A 22,289-nucleotide genomic window follows, 5' to 3' on the forward strand; every position below is an offset into this window, starting at 1 on the left:
TATGTCGATTGAGCCACAAGAAAATGGGCAAACAGCAAACAGCAGCCGTTCTCTACGAGAAACATTCTCGAATCCAGCGGTGCTGATCGCCAGCGGCATTGCCCTTGTTGCTTTGCTGGCAGTGGTGGTTTTATCGGTTATTTTGCTGCAAGGGTCAGATGACGGGGACGACACGGCCGTTTCTGGCACGCCAACTCCGTTTTCCAACAATAATGACGACAGTTTGCTGGCTGGTGACTCTCTGGTGATAGGCATGAGCGACTCCGCCACTATCTCGGTGACGGTGGATGTGCCCATTACGCTGAGCTTGCCGGGGCAGCGGTTTGATGTGCAGACGCAAATTATCGGTGCAGATGGCACCTGGACGCCCACGTTGGATGCAGATGAGGCTGGTACGGCCGTTTGGGTGTACGGTACCATCGTCAACTATGTGGTTGGCTTGCCAGACACCGAGGCAAATCGCGCCATGCTAGAGGGGCTGGCTCCTGGAGATGAGATGATGCTGGCCACGCGGGGCGGCACGCGGTTTACTTTCTCTTTTAACGAACGCACTTCCGTTCCTGTAACCAATCGAGATATTTTTGCCCAAAACACCCCCGGCATCTCGCTGGTGTTGTTGGGTTCAGAAGGCACCGAGCGGCTCGTAGTAAACGGCCGTTACGTCATCGCCGAAACTGATAGCCTCAATGGTAATGTGGTGAGCCTGGGCGAAACAGCCCAGCTCGAAAACGTTCAGCTTACCGTCAACAGCACTACCTACATTGCCGATCGACCAGAAATTCCGCCGGGGTTTGCCTTGTTTGTGGTGGATTATCAAATTCAAAATGTGGGTCTGACTGCTCTAGACAGCAGCAGATTGCAGCTTAGCTTGGCAGATAATTTGGGCAATCAATACGTGGTCAGCCCCATCGCCACCCAGCTTGGCAATTTTCCCACGCTGTCGGGCTTTTTGAATGCCAATCAGATCACCCAGGCCAGCGCGGGCTACCAAATCCCCCTCGGTTTGGAAAGCGATACGCTGAGTTGGATTGTGACCAACAACAGCTCTGGGGCGCAGGTATATGTCACCCTGCCATTTACCGGTGGTTCGGCCGCTGCCGCTGGCTCCGCCATCTCGCTGGCGCGGGTGGATGTCTCGACGGACTTGACGAGCCTTATTTTGGGTGGTCAGGTAACAAACTTGGGCACCCAGCCCATTGTCATTTCAGAATCCGATGTGGCATTGCAAACAGATGATGGCTCTATCTATTTGTTACTTTCTACGAATCCACCCTTCCCGTGGACCGTGCCCCCCGGCCAAACGTTACAATATTTTCTCACCTACCAACGCCCCCCAACGGATACGGCCGTTTTTCGTGTGCTTAATCAGGGCTTCCAACTAACCAATTTGCGTTAAGTAGCCTGAAAACTGCAATTTATTTTGCCAGGCCATGCTTTTGAGCCAGCAGTGCCGCCTCTACCCGGCTGCGTACCTGCAGCTTTTGCAGCACATTGGTCATGTAGTGCTTAATCGTCTTCTCGGCTAAATGGAGTCTATCGCCAATTTCCCGATTGGTAAGCCCCTCAGCTACTAAATTCAGAATATCCCGTTCTCTGTCTGTGAGCGTGGTAAGCGGATCATCATCCTGTCTGTTGGCGGTAAGCTCAAACAAAATGCCGCCAGCTAGTGCCGGAGAAATGTAAATATCGCCGCCAGCAACCACGCGCACGGCGTTGGCCAGCTCACGAGCCGTAACGCCCTTCAAAACATACCCTCTGGCACCCGCTTTCAGGGCAGCCAATAACGTATCTTGATCTTCAGAGACGGTGAGCATCATGATGCGAACGACCGGCCACGCAGTCGCAACTTTGCTAGCTGTGGCAATCCCGCCGTTGCCTGGCATCGTTACATCCAGCAACAACAGGTCAGGCAGCAGTTCACCCACCAGCGAGAACGCCTCTTCGCCAGAACCTGCCTGGCCAACCACAGTGAAGCCAGGTTCACCAGAGAGTGATTGTGCCACGCCTTCTCGGAACAGTGGGTGATCATCTGCAATCAAAATTCTTATGGAATCAGACATCTTCAACCTCAGGTACAGATAGGGGGAGGCGGGTGCGAATGGTTGTACCGCGGCCGATAGCGCTGTGCAGTTCAAATTGGCCGCCCAGCAGTTCAACGCGCTCGCGCATACCAACCAACCCCAAGCGATTGTAAACGGCCGTCCGGGTCACATCAAATCCCGGGCCATTGTCGGAAACCTCTATAGTTAGTTCAATATCTTCGGTGTGGTACACATACACGGCTAACCCCTCGCCATTGGCATGGCGAAAGCTGTTGGCCAATGATTCTTTAAGCACGCGGTAGGTTGTTATTTTAACGGGCAGCGGTGCCTGTTCTGGCAAAGTGCCTATTGTGAGCGTTACGTTGCAGCGGGTTTTCTTCTCAAAGTCGTGTACGGCGCGGCGGATGGTTTCGGTTAGGCTGATTGGGGCAATTTCTGGCAGGCGCAGCCCGGCCGAAATAGTACGCAGTTCTTCCATTGCTGATTCGGTTGCCAGTTGGATGGTGCGGAAATCCTGGCTAACTTGCGGGTTTTCGTCTTCAAACGCCTCTGATAGTGACTCAATGCGAAGGAGTGCCAGGGCTAAATCCTGGGCGGGGCCGTCATGTAAATCGGCCGAGATGCGGCGCAGATTTTTCTCGTTTAGGGCGGTGGTGCGGGCGGCGGCGCGGCGAACACGGCCGTTTAGCTCCTCGTTTTGCTGCAACAGTTCATTTAGCTGCGTTACGTTGGCTCGCAATTCATTTTGCTGTGAGATGATGGTGTTGCTAGCTCGCCCCACAATGCCCGCAAGCAAAAGGTACACTGTTATCATCACCGCTCCAACGACCAGCCAACTGCGAAACTGCGCCGACCGAATTTCTGTCTCTAAGCCGTCTGACGTTTGGTAAAACTCTGAGACGGCGATGATGGTATCACTGTTGGCATCTCGTGAGGGTGCGTAGGTTTCAATAAGCGAACCCCACTGTGTCCGCTCCAGAGCTTGTTCTGGCTTGTCCAGATTGCTTACCTCGGTGACGACTTCGCCATTAAAGGCGGCGGCCAATCCTTCTTCGATAGGATATTGCTGCCCAATCAGCTCAGAATTGGTGGCGTAAAGCACAATCCCGTCAGGCGACCACACTTTAAATGAGACAATTTGGGCACCTAATGATGTGTCTGAAAGCAAACGCTCAAGCGCAGGCACATTGACAGCTTTTTGCGCTTCGCTTTCTGCCAGGCCTTGCAGATGGGGGGAGATGTAGCTGTCTACATAGAGGGCTGTAACGGCGGCGGTGCGATTGGTAACGGCCGTTTCAATCTGCTCGCTAATCCACAACCCTATCCCCACCATGCCGCCCAACATCACCAGTAAACTAGCAATCATATATTGCTGGGCCAGCGTCAGCTCTCTTTTGGCAATCATGCCCTACTCCTCAGGAAAACATGCAGCAGTACAAAGACGTAAAACATTTGTACGCTGGAAGTTTGATTATACAGACTTTAGCCAATCCCAACATGGACTATGGTCTGAAAAATTTGGCTCGACAGTCTGAACCATCTTGCGACATTCTCCCCTACTGTGCCGCTGGCCAAAAATCTACAATTTGCCCATGCAAATTGCGAAATGGTGTCAATCACAAAAAGTATTTTGATGAAAAATGAGCCGCGAAATTGTGATTTACATGGAAATAATTGTTATGCACGACGAAATCAAATTGCTCAACCGCGTTCGCGCCCTCGACCAGGACGCTCTGGCCGAGGTACACAATAAATATTACACATCTATCTACCGTTACATTGCTTTTCGTGTAAATGATAGCCAAACGGCCGAAGACCTGACCAGTGAGGTCTTTTTGCGCTTATTAAGTGCCGTCCGCGATAAATCTGCACCCCAGAAAACCCTGCGCGGTTGGCTGTACGGTGTTGCCTCGCACGTGCTCAAAGAGCATTACCGCAAAAAGAAACGAGATAGCTTCACAATACTTCATGAAGATATTCCCTCTGCTGAACAAAGTTTGGATCAGCAAATTGCCGACATAATGCAAAATGAAAATTTACAAGCCTTGATGAAAAGTCTGACAGATGATCAGCAAAATGTGTTGGCTCTGCGCTTTGGATTTGGAATGCCAATTCAGGAAGTTGCCCATACGATGGGTAAAAGTGAGGGTTCTGTCAAGATGCTGCAGGCACGGGCTATTGCCGCTATCTCACAGCGCATCATGCTACAAGGAGTATTGGCATGAAAATCGTGCACGAGCAAATCTTGTTTGATTGTCTGGAGCAGTTTGAAGCGGGTGTTTCAATTGAAAATTTGAAACACCAATATCCAAGTGAAGCGGAAGAAATCGAAAAGTTTTTGATAGTAGCGGCTCAGCTAAAGCACATTCCTGTGCAGCCCACTTTAGCAGCTAAACAGAGGTCACAAAAGCTATTTTTACATCAAGCAGCCAAGCTACGTGCTGAGAAGCGACAGGGATGGTTTTCATGGCAGGCTTTGCAGCGGACGCTTATGCCTTTAGCCTCTATGGCCATGGTAACGATTTTGGTTGGCCTCACGTTTTTGTTTGCTTCGGCCTCGTCAGTTCCTGGGGATTTTTTGTATGACACCAAGCGTTGGGTAGAAACCTGGCAGTTGGATCAGGCGGTGGACGCGACGGCCGTTTTCAATCTAAATACCCAGCAAAATGTCGAGCGGGTTCGTGAAGTGAAATCGCTCCTGCGGACGGATGAAACGGCCAATGTCTCTTTTGAAGGCATTATCAACACCAAGCAGGGCAACCACTGGGTCATTGCCGGTGTTTCTGTGCGCCTAACAGAAGATACCGTGGTGGCTGAGGGTGCAGAAACGGGGGCACTGGTATTGGTAAACGGCCGTGCTAGCGGGGGCCATCTTTACGTCAGCCAGATCACTGTTTTGCAGCCTGTGGCTGGCACAGCCACGCCTTCTGCCACTGCCAGCACAACAGCAGAACCAACCAAAACCAGCACCAATATGCCTACGGAAACGGCCGTAGCCGCAACAACCTCAACCCCAACGTCTGTTACGCCAGCAACAAGAACGCCCACCATTACCACCCCAGTGGGCAATACAGCCACGCCAAAAGCAACAACCACCCCAGCGAATGAATCGCCAACAGCGACAACCATGCCCGGTGTCACCGTTACCAATTCGCCAGAGCCAACAGCAACAGCAACGGCTACACCAACGGCCACAGAAACGCCCGAGCCGACATCCCAGCCAACGGCCGTTCCACCCACGCCAACCAGACAGACACAACCAACCAGTACGCCAACACCTGGCAATGACAACGATAACGACAATGGCAATGACAACGACGGCGATAACGACGACAACGATAACGACGACAACGATAACGACGACAATGACAACGACAATGACAACGATAACGACAACGGTGGCGGCAACGACAACGATAATGACAACGGCGGCTGAAATACGGACTCAGTCAAATTCAAGCCCACTTTGGCGAGGCAACCTAGTTTGACAAATGTCTAAATCCAATTTCGTTACTTTTTAGCTGGAAATGCCACTTACTGGCGGATACCACTACCTTGCTTACCTCTTGCATTGGTTTTAAACCAGACTTTTCACCAAACCTGCTGGGGTGCTTTATGGAGAAAAAGATGTTTAAGCTTACAACTTTGCCCTCAATTGTGCGTTCAAATGAATCACGCAATGAGCTGCGTGAATGGCTGGCAAGCCTGGACTGGTTTGCCATTGCCATATTTGCTTTGCCCTTGTTGCTCTATTGGCTCACCTTGGCACCCACCATTTACAATTTGGATAGTGCTGAATTTACAACGGCCGTTGCCACCAATGGCATCATCCGAGCAACAGGGTATCCGCTTTACCTGCTGCTGGGCAAGGTTTGGTCATGGCTGCCCCTGAGCAGCGACATGGGCTACCGCTTAAATCTCTTCTCCGCATTTTTGAGTGCCCTAACGCTGTTGCAAGGCGACTATATTTTGCGTCGCCTCAAGGTGGGGCCTTGGCTGCGGCTGGGGGCTTTGGGGCTGCTGGCGACAGCTCCTTATTTTTGGGCCATGTCCCTCATTGCAGAGGTGTACACGCTGCACACTGCCCTTATGGCGGGCATTATCCTCAGCTTGCTGCGCTGGGCAGATGCGCCCTCTCCCCTGCGCTTGGCAGTGCCCATCTTTTTGATGACGGCCAGCATGGGCAACCACATGGCCACGGTGCTGCTGGTGCCTGGCGCGGTTTGGTATGTGCTTACCAGCCATCCCACCCAGTTTAAAAATTGGCGGGTGTGGCTTGCGGCGGGAACGGTCCTCTTGCTTGGCCTCGCCGTATTTCTCATTTTACCCCTGCGCCACGCCAGCCAGCCCATTTTCAACTACGCTGGCGAATATGATGCCAGCGGCACCTTCCACCCTGCGAACCTGCAAAGCCTTTCTGGCCTGTGGTGGCTCATTACCGGGCAAACCTTTGCTGGGCAGATGTTTGGTTATCAGCTAAGTGAAGTTGGATCCCAGATTGCTGCCTACGGTGTGCAATTGTGGACATCGTTTTTGGCGATCGGCCTTGGGCCGGGGCTGCTGGGGTTGGGTATTCTCACCCGCCGTAACTGGCGGCTGGGCGGCATGTTGCTGCTTATCTTTCTGGCTAACGCCATCTTCTACATCAACTACCGCGTTATAGACAAAGATACCATGTTCCTGCCCACTTACTTTATTTGGGCTATTTGGCTGGGTGTGGGCTACCAGCAACTAACAGTATGGCTATCTAGCTATACCCAGCCATTGATTGCGCCGCGTCTGGTGCGTCTGGTGGCTGTGGGGGCGGTTTTGGTAGCGGTCGGTTTGAACTGGGGGCTGGTAGATCGCTCTGAGGATTGGAGCACGCGCGAAATGGCAGAAACGATTTTGCGGGAGGTTGAACCCAACGCCCTGGTCTTAGGTTGGTGGGATACCGTGCCTGCTGTGCAATATTTGCAGTTGGTAGAAGGCCAACGCCCCGACGTGAAAACGATCAACCGCTTTCTCATCTCTGGCGAGGCCATGGAGCAGCTTGTGCTGAACCAAATTGACGAGCGACCAATCTATATCAACAATCCGTCCATGACGCTTCTGCAGCATACGTCTGCCACCTCAATGGGGCCAATTTACAAGCTGGAGCGGCGAGGTAATTAATTTTGCATATGAGCGCAAGCTCAACACCATGAATGAAAATCAACAGATTTCACAGATTGAACAGATTTTCCTCTCTTTTCTCTGTGACCTCTGTGGCAAATTTATTTTCAGAGGAGATGCAATGAGTCAAGAAAAAAAAGAAGCAGTTAGCCGGTTAATCATCACCGCGTTTGTGTTGCTGGGTGGTTTGTTGCTGTTGCCGTATGTTGGCAACGCACGCGCCGCCATCAATTGGGAGCTTTTTGGTGGCGCATATACCCCGGATTTGAGCGTGGATGAGAACAAGGGTGCGCCTGGGAGTCAGTTTGCTTTTACAGGCAGTGGCTACCAACCGAATCGCCTGGCGGTTGTTTTTGTGAATGGTCAAGTGGTGGGTGGCGTTACCACAGATAGCAACGGGACGGCAACGTTCATTATTGATGCGACTGACGAACCCGACGGCGATCTAACTGTGGTGATGGAAACGGATGCCAATGTGTCTGACTTCAAAACCATTACAGTAGATAGTGCTGAACCTGTTGTCTCACCGCCAGGTGGCTTTACAGGTCCTGCTTTTGGTACGACGGGCAACAGTGCGTTTTTGCCGCTTGTGCGTCGTTAGTTTTGGTTATGACGGGGGCGGCTGGGTAACGGCCGTTCCCGCTAACAAGTTTCTGTTTTATCCACCCTATTTGTAGTTGCGAAGGAGGTAACTATGAAACAATTTAGTCTGAGGACGCTTGTGCGGACGGTATTTGTTCTGGCTATTCTGTTGGCAGGAATAGCCATGGTGCCTTACGTGGAGCGTCCCGCCGCCGCGCTGGAATGGCGCATGATGGCCGGTGTGTATTCGCCTGAACTGACGGTACACGCCAATGAGGGTGCACCGGGCAGTGCGTTTGCCTTTACCGGCTCCGGGTTTCCGGCGCACAAGCCAGCCACCCTGTTTGTAAACGGCCGTTACCTGGGTCGCGTCATGACAGATGAACACGGCATGGCGCAGTTTGTGGTGCAAAGCCCCGCCTCTGAAATGGCGCATGGTCATTACGACATCACCATGGAAGTAGACATGAACGCTTCAGCGACGCAGGGCTTTATCCTGAGCAGCGATGCACCTTTGGTGTGGGTGCCGGATGGGTTTGTCGGGCAGGTTTTTGGCTTTGGCACGCGGCTACCCCATTAAAAAGCTGTAATGGTGAGATAGCGCCACTATCTGCACCACTACAGCCTTGGGCGTTCTGGTGGTTTGGTCACAACAAATGGTTTCCCAGAATCAATGTGAGGCCAGACTGCCAGAATTGCTTCTTCATTGTACTCAATTTATAGATGACAGTCACTGTTAAATGTGGTTTGTCGTTTAGCCGGACAAAGCGATGGACGTGAAATTAAACAGCAGTTCCTCATCCGAAACAGTTTTTAACCGCTTAAGCAATCTTGTCGTACCCCGCTGGCTCTGGTTGCCCACGCTGGTTTTTGTGGCAACCCGGCTGGGTGTGCTGATTGTGGCCTATTTGGCAGTACCCTTGCTGCTAGAGGCCACTTCACCGCCACCGTACCACTTGCGCGGCACAGAAAACATCCTGCTGGATGTGTTTGCCAGCCGCTGGGACACGGGTTTCTACATCAGCATTGTGGAAGAGGGGTACAAGTTTCAGGGGGTGCCGTTGCCGTCAGTGGCTTTTTTCCCACTGCTGCCGTTGCTCATGGCAGCCATTACGCCGCTAACGGGCGACGCGGCCGTTTCCGGAATCATCATCAGCAACTTGGCTTTGTGGGGAACGGCCGTCTTCTTTTACCGTCTTGTTGCTGAAAATTACTCGGCAAAGGTAGCGGATCGAGCCGTCTGGTATCTGCTTATCTTTCCTCTGGCTTTTTATGGCTCTGCCATCTACACGGAATCCCTCTTTTTGCTGGTGACCATTGCCGCTTACTACTTTGCCCGGCGCGGTCAGTGGCACTACAGCGTACCGTTTGCCATTGCCGCCACCCTTTGCCGCCTGGTAGGCATCATCATTGTGCCCATGCTGCTGCTGGAGTGGTGGCGGCAGTGGCGCACCTACCAGGCTGAGGAACGGCCGTCCTTTTGGGCATTGCTGGTTCCGGCCAGCGCGCCGCTGGGGTTGGTCAGCTACATGGCGTACCTCTGGTACGTTTTTGATGATGCCCTGGCCTTTGCCAACGCCTCGGCGGCCTGGGGGCGCGTGCCGCAATCCCCCTTTGAAACGGTAGGTAATTTGCTGCAACGGCCGTCTGCGGGCTGGCTGCAAACCTTCATCACCGGGCAAATCCATTTCGACAACTGGATTGACTTTGCCTTTGTGACCGTATTTCTCATTTTGGGCATTGTGCTACTTTACAAAGGGCGGTACGCTGAGGCTGCCTTTGTGCTGCTGGGCGTCGTCATCCCCTTCAGCTCTGGCCTGCTCATGAGCCAGCGACGCTATATGTGGGTACTCTTCCCCGCCTTCATTTTGTTGGCGGAGTGGGGAGAGCATCCGTGGGTAGATAAGGTGGTAACGGCCGTTTCCCTGCCCCTTCTTGCTTTATTCACTGCCCTGTACGCCAATGGCTATTGGGTTGCCTGAAAATGGTGATACGGGAATCTGAATGTGAATGTAACTTGCCTGGTGAAAACGGGAAAATGCTTTGAATTAAGAAGGTAACCAGAATGGAGCTAAAAATGCAGGTAAGCACACAGAAAAAACGACAATTCTTCCTGGGAATGGCCATGAGCCTTCTCTGTTTGGGTGGCATATTTTGGATCATTAAGCCGGCCGATATTGCCCAGGCAATTCAGCAAACGGATGTGCGTTACTTGTGGGGAACGGCCGTTTATCTTCTAATTTATCTCTTTTTGCGAGCCGTTCGCTGGCGTTTTTTACTAGGCAATCGCATTCCCCAAGCCAAGATGTTTCACATTCAAAACATTGGCCAGATGCTGACGCAGCTGCTGCCCTTCCGTTTGGGGGATGTGGCGCGAGCGGTGCTGGTGGGGCAACAGCCTAGGCTCTCTGTGCCCCAAGGGTTTACGACGATGGTGGTAGAACGGCTGCTAGACATGCTGCTGATGGTGCTGCTGCTGCCGCTGGTACTGTTGCGAATTGAGTCGTTGCCCGACTGGCTGCAGCAGGCCGCGCTGGTTTCTGGGATGGTCACGGTAGGATTGGTTTTCTTGTTGATGGTAGTGGCAATGAAACGGCCGTTTGCCCACAAACTGCTCACTTGGCTAGGTGGTAAATGGAGCCGCCTCCGCGATGAAAAATTTCACCATCATCTTGATAATTTCCTAGACGGGCTAACCGCCTTTACCCACTGGCGCACCGCGCTAGGCTTGCTAGGTTTGAGCTTGCTAACTTGGGTGCCCGTGGTGTTGGCCTACAATGCAGCCCTGCAAGCCGTGCATTTGCCAGCTTCCATTATGAATGCCACCTTCATCATGATTGTGGGCGCGTTTGCGGTTGCCGCCCCCTCATCGCCTGGGCAGATTGGCGTTTTTCATATGGGCGTCATCGCCGCGATGACCGTGTTGGGGTTGCCTTCCGAGGCGGCTGCTTCGCTAGCGGTGCTATATCACGCCATTAACTTTTTGCTGATGGTGTTGGCAGGCGTGATTGGGTTGAATAGCGTCCGGGTTTCATTTGTTGGCCTTGCCCAGTCGCTTGGTTTTCGTTTGGATACCCCACTGCCGGAGCTACCAGACCCCATCTCTTAACAGGTGAAAACAGGAAAGTAGTTTGAATTAAAAATACGATGATTCTCCCGTTTTCCCTGAGTAAATCACTATTTTGCGGGTCACCTCACGTCAAATTTCTTTCTGTGATTTACACATCGTAACGGAAAAGAAAATTTAGTGGCTGTTGCCGTTCCCGTTCACAATAAATTCCATAGATGATTTTTGGCGCGTTCCCCGGCTGGTGTAATACAGTGCCAGCCCCACAACAATGACCAGCACAGCCAGTGCCAAGCCTCCTAGCTGAAGCGGCCCCACAAACGGCCGTTCAAACTGCGGCTCCACATGCGTCCCAATGCGAATGAGATCAGACAGCCCCGTCACGTAGGCAAAAACCAGGCCCGTGGCCGCCAGTCGCACCCCTATATCGGCCTGTAGCGAACGAACGGTTTCCTGACGCAATGCATTAATGTGCAAAAAAAGTGCGGCCGTGATGGCTGTGATGCCCAGCAATAGCTGGAACATCTGCACCATGCCAAACCCCGGCGTAATGTCTAACCCCAAAAATTCAGCCCCCAAAGACAGGGCCGTAAAAATGAGGCCAATGCCAAATAAGCTCAACGTAACATTGCGGCGCAGCAGGGCAGTTTTGCCGCTCTTTTCACTGCTCATCTGATACTCCATCTTCCCAGATTTGGTGTCTTGTACAAATAGAAAACGCCACGCGACGAAACGTGGCGTTTTTCTCTCATTCTCTGGTCGGGGCAGCGGGATTCGAACCCACGACCTCTTCAACCCCATTGAAGCGCGCTACCAAGCTGCGCCATGCCCCGACAGCGTGCGGATTATAGCAAATGGCCATATGCCAAGCAAATGAAGCGCGTTCACAAAGAAGTTGCCAAAAGGGCAAACATACCCAACACAAAGTCGTAGCCAAAATGCACCAAAATTGACATAGTAGTATTGTGTCGCCGCCGAATAACGCCCAAAATCACGGATAGCAGAAAAAGTACCAGCGTGGCCGGGGTGAGCAGGCCATACTGCACATGCACGATGGCAAACAGCAGGGAGGTGAACCAAATGCCAAACACTGGCTGGAGCGCACCGCGAAATAAAATTTCTTCCCCAACGCCAGCACCAATGGCCAGGGCCAGCCAATGCCAAAAACCAAAATCCCGGTAAAGCGTTTGGCTGATGCTTTCAACCAGGGCTGCATCTTCTGGGTTGGTAATTTGCCAAGCGATGCCACCTAAAGTTTGCAGCAAGATGAGTAGGATGATCCAGCCAATGGATTCTATAATTTGACGGCCGTTCAATACCTCTAAACCCAGCCTGCGCAAGACATGTGCTAAATCCCGCCGCATTCTGAATCCCACACCCAAAACAGCCAAGGCCACAAAGCCAAGTTGCTGAACTAAAAATGCGCCAACCGAGACCTCTGTCAGGTTCTCTGCTAAGTTTTCCAGCCCGCCAGCCACTTGCAAAATGGTAAACCCGGCAAAGTAACCGCTTAACACTAGGGCTAGCGTATGGACTGGCGAGTGTGGATCGAGGGGCAAGAATCTTTCCAGACTGTGCCGGGTAGAGCGAAAACAGACGATGACCCCCCAAACGGCCGTTGCCTGCAAAAAGATGCCAACGGCCGTCGGGCTATCGACTTGAAGATCAACAAAGTCACGTAATTCATTGTATTGAAAAACCAGCAGCACACCCACAAAAAACAGGGGGGCGTTTAGCCCGATTAACAACAAATCGAACAGTTTATGAAATGTCTCTGCTTCTTGTTGCCGCACCGCGTTAGCCAGAATAATCAGGCCCACAACCAGCAAAACAATCACAATGATCATGAAAACTTCTCAAAAATGAATCTAAAACGTTCGCCACGCTGGTGGCAAATGATCCCACAAATTCAGATGAACAAGATGCCAGCGGCCACGCTTCCATTCTAGCACGCTCAGGCTTGTGTTATATAGCCAAAAAGAGACGGTGTCACTGCCGGTGGCCAGCCGCAAAATGGTAGAAATCAAGCCGCCATGCGCCACGCCGATCACCGGCTTTCCGCTGGTTTCTGCGTCGGCAACCAGGGCGTACAGGGCGGCGCGTGCCTGCTGCTTAAAAACCGCATAGCGGTTGGATGGCTTGTAAATCGGCATTGCCTGGTAGGGGGATTCTGCTGAGGGAAGATGCTCTGAAACGTAAAAATCTGCTTCCCGCAGGTAGGCATCTGTGTGGATGGGGCAGTTGAGAGTGGTGCTAATGGGAACGGCCGTTTCCTGGGCGCGTTTTAAGGGACTTACCCGCACGCAACCAATCTCCACGCGAGAGCCATTGTCTAGTTTGGCATGGGTGGCTAACCAGGTAGCCAAAAGCTGCGCCTGACGCTGGCCCAGATCCGTAAGCGGGCTGTTCCAATCGTTGTCGTTGCGCTCAACTTGCCAGCGAGATTGTCCGTGCCGGGTAAGGTAAATCTTCATAGCTTTAAGTATATGACAATGCCGCCCAAACGGAAAAGAGCCACACAGAAAACAAGGCGCAGATTCTGCCATTTATTTGGGGAGGTATTATTGATTTCAATGCAATTTTGTGTTAACTTAATGCTCGAGGGCTTTACAATAACAAATCCACACAAACGTAAAAATAGAAGAAGAAAATTGTTGAAACACAAATCATAAGGGTAGCAAATAATTATTGTGAGTAATTCACAATAAGTTAGAGAGGGTTTTTATGCCTACTCCATAGAACTGCTAAATGCTTAGTGCTCTGTAAAGCAAATTTGTTAGTAAACATAGTTATCGAATAAACTTGTGGAATGGCAAAACATATAAAACTTCCACAAAATGAAAAAACTGAACTTGAACAATTGATAAAGTCGGGTGAACACAAAGCAAGGGTGATCAGTCGGGCAAGGGTGTTGCTTCTACTCAACCGCAGCGAAGGGGAGAAGAGAACCTTGGCTCAAGTCGCAGAAGCAACCATGCTATCCAATGTTACTGTCAGCCAAATCAAACGACGTTACTTTGAAAGTGGTGTGGACAGAGCGTTGTACGACCAACCACGATCAGGGCGGCCGGTGACAAAAATGACTGGAGATGTAGAAGCACAACTGATTGCCTTGACATGCAGCGAACCACCAGAGGGGTATGACCGGTGGACACTGAGATTATTGGCTGATGGGCTGGTAAAACTAGAGGTGGTTGATGAGATTAGTCACACCGCCATAGGAAATAAGCTAAAAAAAATGAACTCAAGCCTTGGCAAGTAAAATCGTGGTGTCTGCCCAAACCTGGGGCACGCTTTGTCGCCAAAATGGAAGATGTCCTCTCCGTTTATGAACGACCCTACGACCCGAAACGGCCGATGGTTTGCCTGGATGAAATTCAAAAAGCGTTGCGGTCAACACCAAGAGGTGAAATTCCGCTGCAACCAGGACAACCCGTTCGAGAAGACTATGAGTACCAACGACATGGGAAGTGTTCCCTTTTTCTGGCCGTCGAACCATTAGCCGGATTTCGCAAAACATGGATTTATCCACAACGCCGCAAGATTGAATTTGCACAGGTGTTGAAATCATTAGTCGACGAGGTTTATCCTGATGCAGAGACGATTGTCTTGGTTGTGGATAACTTGAACATTCACCATATCGCTTCTTTATATGAACGGTATGAACCAGCAGAAGCACGCCGGATTGCGGACAAACTTGAATGGCATTACACACCAGAGCATGGCAGTTGGCTCAATATTGCTGAATGTGAATTATCTGTTTTACGTCGTCAGGCATTGAAGCGACGGAAGGTGGATATTGACGAAGTTCGCAACCAAGTAGCAGCTTGGGAAACACAACGCAATAAACGCCAAGTGGGTGTTGATTGGCAATTTACTTGCACTGATGCTCGCATTAAACTGAAGCGACTTTATCCAATTGTTAACGTTCAGTAATTTGTTAACGCCTTATATTTCTAAATATACTTTGTTTACAAAGCACTTAGTTGAGAAGGCAAAATATCTTTATATCCAGGGAGAATGATATGGCCAAGCAAGAAACAACCGTAACCACAGAAAAAAGTTCACCGCAATCAGCCCCCTCAGCCCCCGCGATGCCGCCCATGCCCAAAGAAAACGGGTTCGGTTCCAGAAATGACCTGGAAGATTTGCGCGAAATCTTTTGGGGCAACCACATTCGCACTACCGAGAGCCGATTTAATGCGGTTGAAGCCAACTTAGAAACGGTTAACCGTACCTTGCAGAATTCTTTTGGTGAGCGGCTGGCTGCTTTAGCCGAGACATCACAGAATAAACTCACTGATGCCCAAGCCCGACTTGCTGAACAGTTAGAAAATCAGAGCAAGCAGAGTGCACAGGCGTTAACGGCCGTTCAGCAAGAAATTAACCAGCGGCTCGATCGGCAAGAAGATGATCACGGTGCTGAAATGCGTAAACTGCATCGCGAACTGATGGAGTACGTAGACAAACAGGCCTCCACTCAGGCTAACAATCTTCGGCAAGCCCAGCAAGAGTTAGGCGAACGCCTTGATAAGCTAGCCACTGACCTCATTACCCAAATAGGCAAGGTGCAAAAAGAGCTTTCCCAACAAATTACCCGTCTCAACGAAGAGCAGGTGCAGCGAGTTAACGCTGCACGGAATGAATCTCAAAAACGGGATGATGATTTACGCCAGGAAACCTTGAAACTAACGGCGGCATTAGATGATAAAGCTGCCGCTCGTCACGATTTGGCACAATTATACATGGAGTTAGGACGCCGCCTCTACAACGGATAGACAGTCGCTGCCTAAGCTGTAATGACCATTCCTCCCTTTGATGATAACCCTGCTTCACGACGCAGTGAAGAGGATTTATTACGCTCTGCGCAATCCATTCTTTTGGCACGTGAGCGTGAGCGAATTCGGGTGTTAGAAGAGGAACTTGCGGCTTACCGGGAGTCTGAAGGCACGATTGAGGAGCTGCAAGAAAAAATTGAACAACTAGAGGCCAAGCTGCTACAAGTTGAACGTGCCTACGAAGATCAATTGCTTGATCTACAAACCAATATTTCCATTTTAAACTACAAAAATTTCGGCCGTTCTGAAAGCCTCTTGAGCAGACTTTCCCCGGTATTTGGCCGACTTATAGGCAAGCGTATCGAGGAAGATCGCGAGGAGATGGCTAAAGCATTTAGCCCTATCATGGGACAAGCCATCCGCACCCAAATTCGCAACAGCCGTCAAGATATGATTGATGCTATCTATCCAATCATTGGTGCCTCGGTGCAAAAGTCAGTGGCAGAAACATTTCGTGAACTGCAGCGCAATATTGATAGACGATTGCGGCAAACCTCAGGGGATATTTGGCGACAATTTACGGCGCGTATTCGCGGTGTTTCCCGTTCAGAATTGGCTCTCCGGGACGCAATTCCTTTCAACGTTGAGCAGATCTTCTTTATTCAGCGTGACAGTGGGCTGCTGTTGGCAACTTACCCAACCGAAGACGCAGATTTGAGCTCTGGCATGATTGGTGGAATGCTTACGGCCATTCGCCAATTTGCTCGGGACTCTTTTGGTCGTGGACGGGCAGACACGGACCTTGATGAGATTCAGTATGGGGATGATCGAATCATTATTCAGGGAGGACAATATGCGTATCTGGCGGTTGTAATTAATGGTATCGAGCCAGCCGGGTTCCGGGGAGAACTGCAAACGTTTGCCTCAGAGCTGCATTTGGATTATGAGGAAGAGTTGCGCAGTTACGCAGGCGATCCCGAAACATTGCCGCCTTTGGCGTCGAAGCTGGCCGAGTTGATGGAAATTGCGGCTGGAGCACCAGAAAAAAGCAAGCCATTGAGCCGACTCCAGCGTTGGTTTATCTTTATTCTGGGGTTGGGGGGCGTACTTTTTTTGGCACTTTCCTGTTTTTATTTGCAGTTTACGGTTGCTTTGCTGCCGGTGGCGTTTCCATCCCCAACGCCAACAGCTACCGCGACAGCCACCAACACGCCAACGATTACACCATCCCCGACAAATACACCCGTGCCAACTAATACCCCAATTCCCACGCTAACGCCTTCGCAAACGCCAACCAACACACCTACGTTTACGCCAACGTTTACGCCCACGCCTACCCAAACGCCAACTAATACGTCTGCACCAACCAACACGCCCACGCCAACCGTAACGTTAACCCCTTCACTGACGCCTACGCCAATTTCGGCACTTATGATTGGGAATGTATTTACGCTATCGGAACCGCGCCTGTTTGCACCGCGTACGGGTGAAGTGATTGAGGGAACGGCCGTTACGATTGTTGCTGTCTATGCTGATTGGGCCAAAATTGAATGGATTGACCGAAATGGCTTACAAGAAGGCTGGGTTTTGTTACAATGGATAGACTTGCGTATTCCAATTCCTGATTATTTAATTACGCCGACACCAACTAGAGGATTTTAGTTTACAATTCATCCGAAACAGCTATAGAGAAAGAAGCCTATCTCAAAAATCTCTGTTGCCAATATTCGGATTAGGTACTTAGAGAATCATAGTTAATGAAGATTGTACAAAAGAAAATTTGCCTACTTGGTGATTTTTCTGTGGGCAAAACCAGCCTAATCCGGCGTTATGTAGAAGAACGCTTCGACGAATCTTACCTCAGCACCATCGGGGTGCATATGTCGCGCAAGCGACTGGAACGTGCCGACCATTTTCTAGACTTTTTTATTTGGGATTTAATTGGTGGTGAGGATTTTACAAAGATTGGGCAAAACTATTTGCTTGGCGCCGCCGGGGCATTGATTGTATGTGACTTGACCCGCCCAGACAGTGTGCCGAAGCTGGCTTACTATGCTGAACAGATGCGTGCTGTCAACGAAACGGCCGTACTCATTTTTATTGGTAACAAAGTTGACCTCACAATAGACCGTGCCGTAACTGACCATCATTTGCGTTTGGCACTCGCAACGCTCGCTGATAGCTTTTTGCTCACCAGTGCCAAGACAGGCGAAAATGTCAACGAAGCCTTTACCCAACTCGCCGATGCCTTGGAAGAAGATTGATATGAGCCAGCCAGAAACCGACTTTGATACCGTCAAGCTGGCCAATCAGCTCTTTGAGGTTCTGCAAAATTCGCAGCAGCATGCTTACCTCGCCCTTTCTCCAGAGCGGCTCATTCAATATATCTCGCCTAACCTGGGTGAAGTTATGCAAGTTGCGTTTATGGAATCTTTCACCAACCAGCCAATTGAAAACCTCTTTGGTGAGTTGGTAGGCTCTCAGACTGCCTTTGAAGATCTTGTAGCGGGCAAGCGGGATATTTTTTTGCTCGAGAATGTTGCTCGTAAACAGGCAGGCGATCAATTTTCTTACCTAACACTTCAGCTTGCTTTGCTCGATTCACTGCATCCCCAAAATGGTTTTTTACTCACCGTAGAAAACAGCACGCAATTTGGTAGTTTACAGCAAACGCTTACCCAGCAGCGGAACGAACTTAAGCAAGAGATTGCACGCCGCAAAAAGGCAGAGGCCGCGTTGCAGAAGCTAAATGAGGAGCTGGAGCAGCGCGTTAAAGAGCGTACGGCCGAATTGGCTTTAGCCAATGAGCAACTGCGCCTGCTGGAAGCAGCCATCGTCAATACGAGCGATACGGTAATTATTACTGAAGCCCAGCCTGAGGATTTAAATCAGGCTGGGATTGTTTATGTCAATAAGGCGTTTACCAAAGCGACGGGTTATAAGTACAAAGAAATTGTAGGGCAATCGCGCCAGGTATTTCATGGACCAAATACCGATCCACGCCAGTTAGAAAAAATTCGCCGAGCATTATCTAATCGAGAAGCGGTGCACGTAGAGCTAATAAACTATCGCAAAGATGGTACCGAATATTGGGCAGACATGACGGTTGCACCCATCATGAATAAAAACAGTGAGCTGACCCATTTTGTTTCTATTGAGCGAGATGCGACTGAACGTAAACAGCTGGAAACAGCTTTGTTGCAAGCCCAAAAAATGGAAGCGATTGGCTTGCTGGCAGGAGGGATTGCCCACGATTTCAACAATGTGCTCACCATTATCATGAGCTATTCAGATTTATTGCTGCGCCTGTATGGGCAAGACCCGATGGTGGTTAAGTACGTTAATCCGATTCATACGGCCGGAAAACGAGCCTCTGACTTGACGTACCAATTGTTAGCCTTTAGTCGGCAGCAAGTGTTACAGTTGGAAGAGCTGAATCTGAACGAGATTATAACCGAAGTAGAGCAGATGATCCGACGGCCGATAGGCGAAGATATCCAGTTTGCGACGCTGCTGGCACCAGATTTGTGGCAGGTTGAGGGGGACCCAGGGCAGATTAGCCAGGTGATAATGAACCTGGCGGTGAATGCTCGCGATGCGATGCCGCAAGGCGGTAACCTCACTATCAAGACAGAGAATTATACGCTGGAAAGGAAAGACGGCCGTTTCACGCCAGATTTGGAACCCGGTGAATACATTCGCCTAATGGTTCAGGATACGGGCAAGGGGATGAGCCAAGAGACGATCAAGCGCATCTTCGAGCCATTTTTTACGACGAAAGAATTGGGCAAAGGCACAGGGCTAGGTTTGTCAAGCGTATACGGCATTGTAGCCCAAAGCAATGGTGGTGTTGCAGTCTACAGCGAAATTAAGGCGGGGACAACCTTTGAGATTTTGTTACCCCGCTCCACCGCAGCGAAGGCGGCAGCGGAAGCAGATACCGCAGGCCTGAACCTACGCAGTGGGGGTGCAACCATTCTGCTGGTTGAAGACGAAAAAGATGTGCGCGATTTACTGGACGAGGGGTTAAGTAAAAGTGGATACCGCATATTAGTGGCTCGGAACGGTGTTGAGGCACTGGAAATTTACCAAAATGAGGCCGAGTCCATTGACCTATTGCTGACGGATGTTGTGTTGCCCAAAATGAGTGGCCACGAATTGGCACAATATTTGCAGCAGCAAACGCCCAGCCTCAAAATTCTCTACATGACAGGCTATACAGATACAGTGATCATGAATCATGGGTTGCCTGGAGAATCTGTTAATTTGCTACAAAAACCATTCACCATTGGGCAGCTTGTCACCAAGCTGGAGCGCGTTTTAGGGCGTACGGACTAACTCACGCGTTCTTGCTTTCCCCAACTTGCTATTCCCTCTTTGGCATCTTACAATCAGAACATATGGCCGATAAAAACAGCGATTTACAGGCAAAATTGCGTCGCCTGGGCGTGGTGCGCGGGGCACGGCAGCTAAAAACGCCGCGCACGCTCAAACCTGCTCCGCCAGTCGATGATGAACTATTACGGCCGTTTCCCAACCAAAAACCGCTCGCCCCAACTGATGCCGACGACATCCAGCCGCTGGAAAAGTTGCTGCCTGGGGGTCAACTCGTTAGCGCCGCAGATGGCGACTGCTTTGTATTGGACAATGTTTACAATTTGAGTCATCAGCATGGCGACGATCGGTTAGCAGACCTGCTTGATTTTGCGCCTGCTGCGGCCGCTCCGTTTATAAAAGATGAGCGGTTGGCAGCGCATGATTTCCGAGATTTTCTCTTTTTGGATACCGAAACCACCGGGTTGGCTGGGGCAGGTACGCTAGCGTTCATGGTGGGCGTTGGCTTCTTTGAGCCTAGCACGCATGGTGAACGGTTTGTGGTACGCCAATACTTTTTGCGAGATCATGGTGATGAGCCAGCGATGTTGCTGCTGCTGGATGAACTGCTTACACAAAAAGCAGGATTGGTGACCTTTAACGGCCGTTCCTTTGATATCCCCCTGCTGGAAGGGCGATTTATTATGAATCGCTTGCCGACTGATTTGGCGGAACGGCCGCATTTCGATCTGCTGCATCCGGCTCGGCGGCTGTGGCGGCATCGGCTTGGTTCCTGTGCCCTCAGCTCGCTAGAGAACAACCTGCTCGGACTGCGTCGCAGCCAGGAAGATGTGCCGGGCTGGCTGATTCCCAGCCTGTACAACAACTATCTGCACAGCGGCGATGCCCGCGAACTGGTGCGCGTTTTCTACCACAACCAGATTGACATGGTGTCGATGGTGACGCTGGCGGCGCGGGTGACGCGCCTGCTCAGCCAGCCAGACCCCAGCGACCATCCCATCGATCTGTACAGCCTGGGGCGGTGGCAGGCAGATTTGGGTTTGCAGAAGGCGGCAGAGCAAAATCTGCGGCTGGCGGCGCAGGGAGATTTGCCGCTGGAACTGTACCATCAGAATTTGCACCGGCTGGCCTTGCTTTTGAAGCGAAACGGCCGTTCCGCCGAAGCACTCCCCCTGTGGCAGCAAATCGCCGCCACCAGCTTTGACGATGTGACCGCGCATGAAGAGTTGGCCAAATATTATGAGTGGCAAACGCAGGAGCTGGATCAGGCGTTGCTGTGGACAGAGCAGGCACTCACATTGGTTGCTGGTTGGGGTCGCAGGCAGCAGCCTGTGCGTACCGAACTGGAGCATAGACGCGCTCGTCTACAGCGTAAGCAAAAAGCTCACTGATTTTGCCACCAATCTTTACGCGAGCGCGGGTCTAAAAAGTTGCCCGTATCCCGAATAGAAACTTTAATCTCATCCCCCAGAGCGCGACCAAATGCCTGCCCGCCTGCCAACACGGGAAGCTGAGCGCGTCCGGCGGCGTCCAGCGTGACGTACAGGCTCACCAATGCCGGATCGACACAAACATCCTCAATGTGGACGGTGTAGCCGAGCACCACATTGTCTTCGCGGGTGTATTTGAGGGTGATGCGGTTGTCGGTGGCGTACAGCACCATCACGTCGTTGCCGCCGCCAATGTCATAGCCGGAATCGGGCACGTGGATGGGGTCGCCTTCGCTGGTGCCCATGCCCAGCAGGGTGGTGGGCCACGTGCTCATCAGGTCCAGGCGGCAGTTGCAGGCCCAATCCCAGCGGTAAATTTGATAAGCGTTGGTAAAGATTGGTACCCGTGCGGGGCTGAAGAGCGTGTCTAGCTGTGGGGCGTTGGCGTCGGTGCCCCCACCATAATCTACTAGCATCAGGCTGGCACTTACTTCTTCGTACCCACGGACGGCAAGGTTGATGTCTGGGTGGTCCCAGGCGGGGCGGGTAATGGGATCAGAAGCGATGGGGAGGCTGCTGTAGCTGGCGTCGGCAATGCCGCAGTCGAGCGGTTTCACTACCAGCGGTAGATAAAGCTGCGCATTTTCTGAGTCGGGACGGCCGTTTTCTGCATTCAGCGCCGGGATGTGGGTTAAAAGCAACAGGGTTGCGCCGTAAATGAGTGTGAGGAGTAGGTGGGTGTGGAACGGCCGTTTCGTGTGATCAATCTGGTTTTTCATGCATATCCTCCGAAAATTATCGGTAAATAATCAAACGTTCGTTTTACGTGTCGCTGAGGTATGATATACAGGATTTGCCCGGTTCATGGCAAATAGCTAATTGTTTCTATACAGTTTTTCTA

Annotated in this window: 21 protein-coding genes and 1 tRNA gene; 15 read left to right on the forward strand and 7 right to left on the reverse strand. The window is 51.2% G+C overall.

All coding sequences use genetic code 11. The annotated features are described in order from the left end of the window. The first annotated feature begins 1 nt into the window (after position 1). On the forward strand, positions 2-1,396 hold the full coding sequence (locus tag ACOQPU_RS22820) for a hypothetical protein (protein WP_420642140.1): 1,395 nt from the start codon (positions 2-4) through the stop codon (positions 1,394-1,396). 19 nt (positions 1,397-1,415) lie between these two features. Here the strand turns inward: ACOQPU_RS22820 and ACOQPU_RS22825 are convergent, their stop codons facing one another. Together ACOQPU_RS22825 and ACOQPU_RS22830 are read right to left on the reverse strand one after the other, a co-directional pair. Beyond that, on the reverse strand, positions 1,416-2,060 hold the full coding sequence (locus tag ACOQPU_RS22825; RefSeq protein WP_420642141.1) for a response regulator: 645 nt from the start codon (positions 2,058-2,060) through the stop codon (positions 1,416-1,418). Next, positions 2,053-3,447 carry a sensor histidine kinase gene (locus ACOQPU_RS22830; protein ID WP_420642142.1) on the reverse strand — a complete coding sequence of 465 codons (1,395 nt, stop codon included), beginning with the start codon at positions 3,445-3,447 and terminating at the stop codon, positions 2,053-2,055. Before ACOQPU_RS22830 ends, ACOQPU_RS22825 begins: the two co-directional genes overlap by 8 nt. A 274-nt stretch (positions 3,448-3,721) precedes the next feature. On the opposite strand from ACOQPU_RS22830, the gene ACOQPU_RS22835 reads away from it, so the two are divergent. From ACOQPU_RS22835 to ACOQPU_RS22865, 7 genes are all read left to right on the forward strand, one after another. Beyond that, positions 3,722-4,267 carry a sigma-70 family RNA polymerase sigma factor gene (locus tag ACOQPU_RS22835; protein ID WP_420642143.1) on the forward strand — a complete coding sequence of 182 codons (546 nt, stop codon included), beginning with the start codon at positions 3,722-3,724 and terminating at the stop codon, positions 4,265-4,267. Continuing rightward, positions 4,264-5,478 (forward strand): hypothetical protein, encoded by a 1,215-nt coding sequence (locus ACOQPU_RS22840; protein ID WP_420642144.1) that lies wholly within the window; start codon positions 4,264-4,266, stop codon positions 5,476-5,478. The genes ACOQPU_RS22835 and ACOQPU_RS22840 overlap by 4 nt, the downstream gene beginning before the upstream one ends. Positions 5,479-5,669: 191 nt before the next feature. Beyond that, positions 5,670-7,196 carry a protein O-mannosyl-transferase family gene (locus ACOQPU_RS22845; protein ID WP_420642145.1) on the forward strand — a complete coding sequence of 509 codons (1,527 nt, stop codon included), beginning with the start codon at positions 5,670-5,672 and terminating at the stop codon, positions 7,194-7,196. Between the two features lie 121 nt (positions 7,197-7,317). After that, positions 7,318-7,797 (forward strand): hypothetical protein, encoded by a 480-nt coding sequence (locus tag ACOQPU_RS22850; RefSeq protein WP_420642146.1) that lies wholly within the window; start codon positions 7,318-7,320, stop codon positions 7,795-7,797. 93 nt (positions 7,798-7,890) lie between these two features. Then, on the forward strand, positions 7,891-8,358 hold the full coding sequence (locus tag ACOQPU_RS22855) for a hypothetical protein (protein ID WP_420642147.1): 468 nt from the start codon (positions 7,891-7,893) through the stop codon (positions 8,356-8,358). A 190-nt stretch (positions 8,359-8,548) separates the two neighbouring features. Further along, a complete protein-coding gene (locus tag ACOQPU_RS22860; protein WP_420642148.1) occupies positions 8,549-9,760 on the forward strand; it encodes a mannosyltransferase family protein in 1,212 nt (403 codons plus the stop codon). A 95-nt stretch (positions 9,761-9,855) separates the two neighbouring features. Further along, on the forward strand, positions 9,856-10,887 hold the full coding sequence (locus tag ACOQPU_RS22865; protein WP_420642149.1) for a lysylphosphatidylglycerol synthase transmembrane domain-containing protein: 1,032 nt from the start codon (positions 9,856-9,858) through the stop codon (positions 10,885-10,887). A 135-nt stretch (positions 10,888-11,022) separates the two neighbouring features. Here the strand turns inward: ACOQPU_RS22865 and ACOQPU_RS22870 are convergent, their stop codons facing one another. From ACOQPU_RS22870 to ACOQPU_RS22885, 4 genes are all read right to left on the reverse strand, one after another. Continuing rightward, positions 11,023-11,517 carry a hypothetical protein gene (locus tag ACOQPU_RS22870; RefSeq protein WP_420642150.1) on the reverse strand — a complete coding sequence of 165 codons (495 nt, stop codon included), beginning with the start codon at positions 11,515-11,517 and terminating at the stop codon, positions 11,023-11,025. An 84-nt stretch (positions 11,518-11,601) separates the two neighbouring features. After that, positions 11,602-11,678: transfer RNA gene (locus ACOQPU_RS22875), tRNA-Pro, on the reverse strand. Positions 11,679-11,729: 51 nt separating this feature from the next. Continuing rightward, on the reverse strand, positions 11,730-12,692 hold the full coding sequence (locus ACOQPU_RS22880) for a CPBP family intramembrane glutamic endopeptidase (RefSeq protein WP_420642151.1): 963 nt from the start codon (positions 12,690-12,692) through the stop codon (positions 11,730-11,732). A gap of 21 nt (positions 12,693-12,713) precedes the next feature. Further along, a complete protein-coding gene (locus ACOQPU_RS22885) occupies positions 12,714-13,319 on the reverse strand; it encodes a histidine phosphatase family protein (protein ID WP_420642152.1) in 606 nt (201 codons plus the stop codon). 335 nt (positions 13,320-13,654) lie between these two features. Here ACOQPU_RS22885 and ACOQPU_RS22890 point away from each other — a divergent pair, with 335 nt between their 5' ends. From ACOQPU_RS22890 to ACOQPU_RS22920, 7 genes are all read left to right on the forward strand, one after another. Further along, positions 13,655-14,107, forward strand: coding sequence for a helix-turn-helix domain-containing protein (locus ACOQPU_RS22890; RefSeq protein WP_420640814.1), 453 nt, complete (start codon positions 13,655-13,657; stop codon positions 14,105-14,107). Positions 14,108-14,118: 11 nt separating this feature from the next. Then, entirely contained in the window at positions 14,119-14,781 is a 663-nt protein-coding gene (locus tag ACOQPU_RS22895) for an IS630 family transposase (RefSeq protein WP_420645803.1), read from the forward strand. An 89-nt stretch (positions 14,782-14,870) separates the two neighbouring features. Next, complete coding sequence (locus tag ACOQPU_RS22900) at positions 14,871-15,623, forward strand: hypothetical protein (RefSeq protein WP_420642153.1); 753 nt, start codon at positions 14,871-14,873, stop codon at positions 15,621-15,623. A gap of 21 nt (positions 15,624-15,644) precedes the next feature. Then, complete coding sequence (locus ACOQPU_RS22905) at positions 15,645-17,285, forward strand: hypothetical protein (RefSeq protein ID WP_420642154.1); 1,641 nt, start codon at positions 15,645-15,647, stop codon at positions 17,283-17,285. 95 nt (positions 17,286-17,380) lie between these two features. Beyond that, positions 17,381-17,887 carry a Rab family GTPase gene (locus ACOQPU_RS22910; protein WP_420642155.1) on the forward strand — a complete coding sequence of 169 codons (507 nt, stop codon included), beginning with the start codon at positions 17,381-17,383 and terminating at the stop codon, positions 17,885-17,887. Further along, positions 17,838-19,961, forward strand: a complete 2,124-nt coding sequence (locus tag ACOQPU_RS22915) for a response regulator (protein ID WP_420642156.1) — start codon at positions 17,838-17,840, stop codon at positions 19,959-19,961. Before ACOQPU_RS22910 ends, ACOQPU_RS22915 begins: the two co-directional genes overlap by 50 nt. Before the next feature lie 62 nt (positions 19,962-20,023). Next, positions 20,024-21,349 carry a ribonuclease H-like domain-containing protein gene (locus ACOQPU_RS22920; RefSeq protein ID WP_420642157.1) on the forward strand — a complete coding sequence of 442 codons (1,326 nt, stop codon included), beginning with the start codon at positions 20,024-20,026 and terminating at the stop codon, positions 21,347-21,349. Here ACOQPU_RS22920 and ACOQPU_RS22925 read toward each other — a convergent pair. Next, on the reverse strand, positions 21,343-22,167 hold the full coding sequence (locus ACOQPU_RS22925) for a hypothetical protein (RefSeq protein ID WP_420642158.1): 825 nt from the start codon (positions 22,165-22,167) through the stop codon (positions 21,343-21,345). The two genes, ACOQPU_RS22920 and ACOQPU_RS22925, sit on opposite strands and share 7 nt — an antisense overlap. Between the last annotated feature and the right edge of the window lie 122 nt (positions 22,168-22,289).

It is taken from the genome of Candidatus Leptofilum sp. (assembly GCF_965223285.1).
Taxonomy (GTDB): domain Bacteria; phylum Chloroflexota; class Anaerolineae; order Promineifilales; family Promineifilaceae; genus Leptofilum.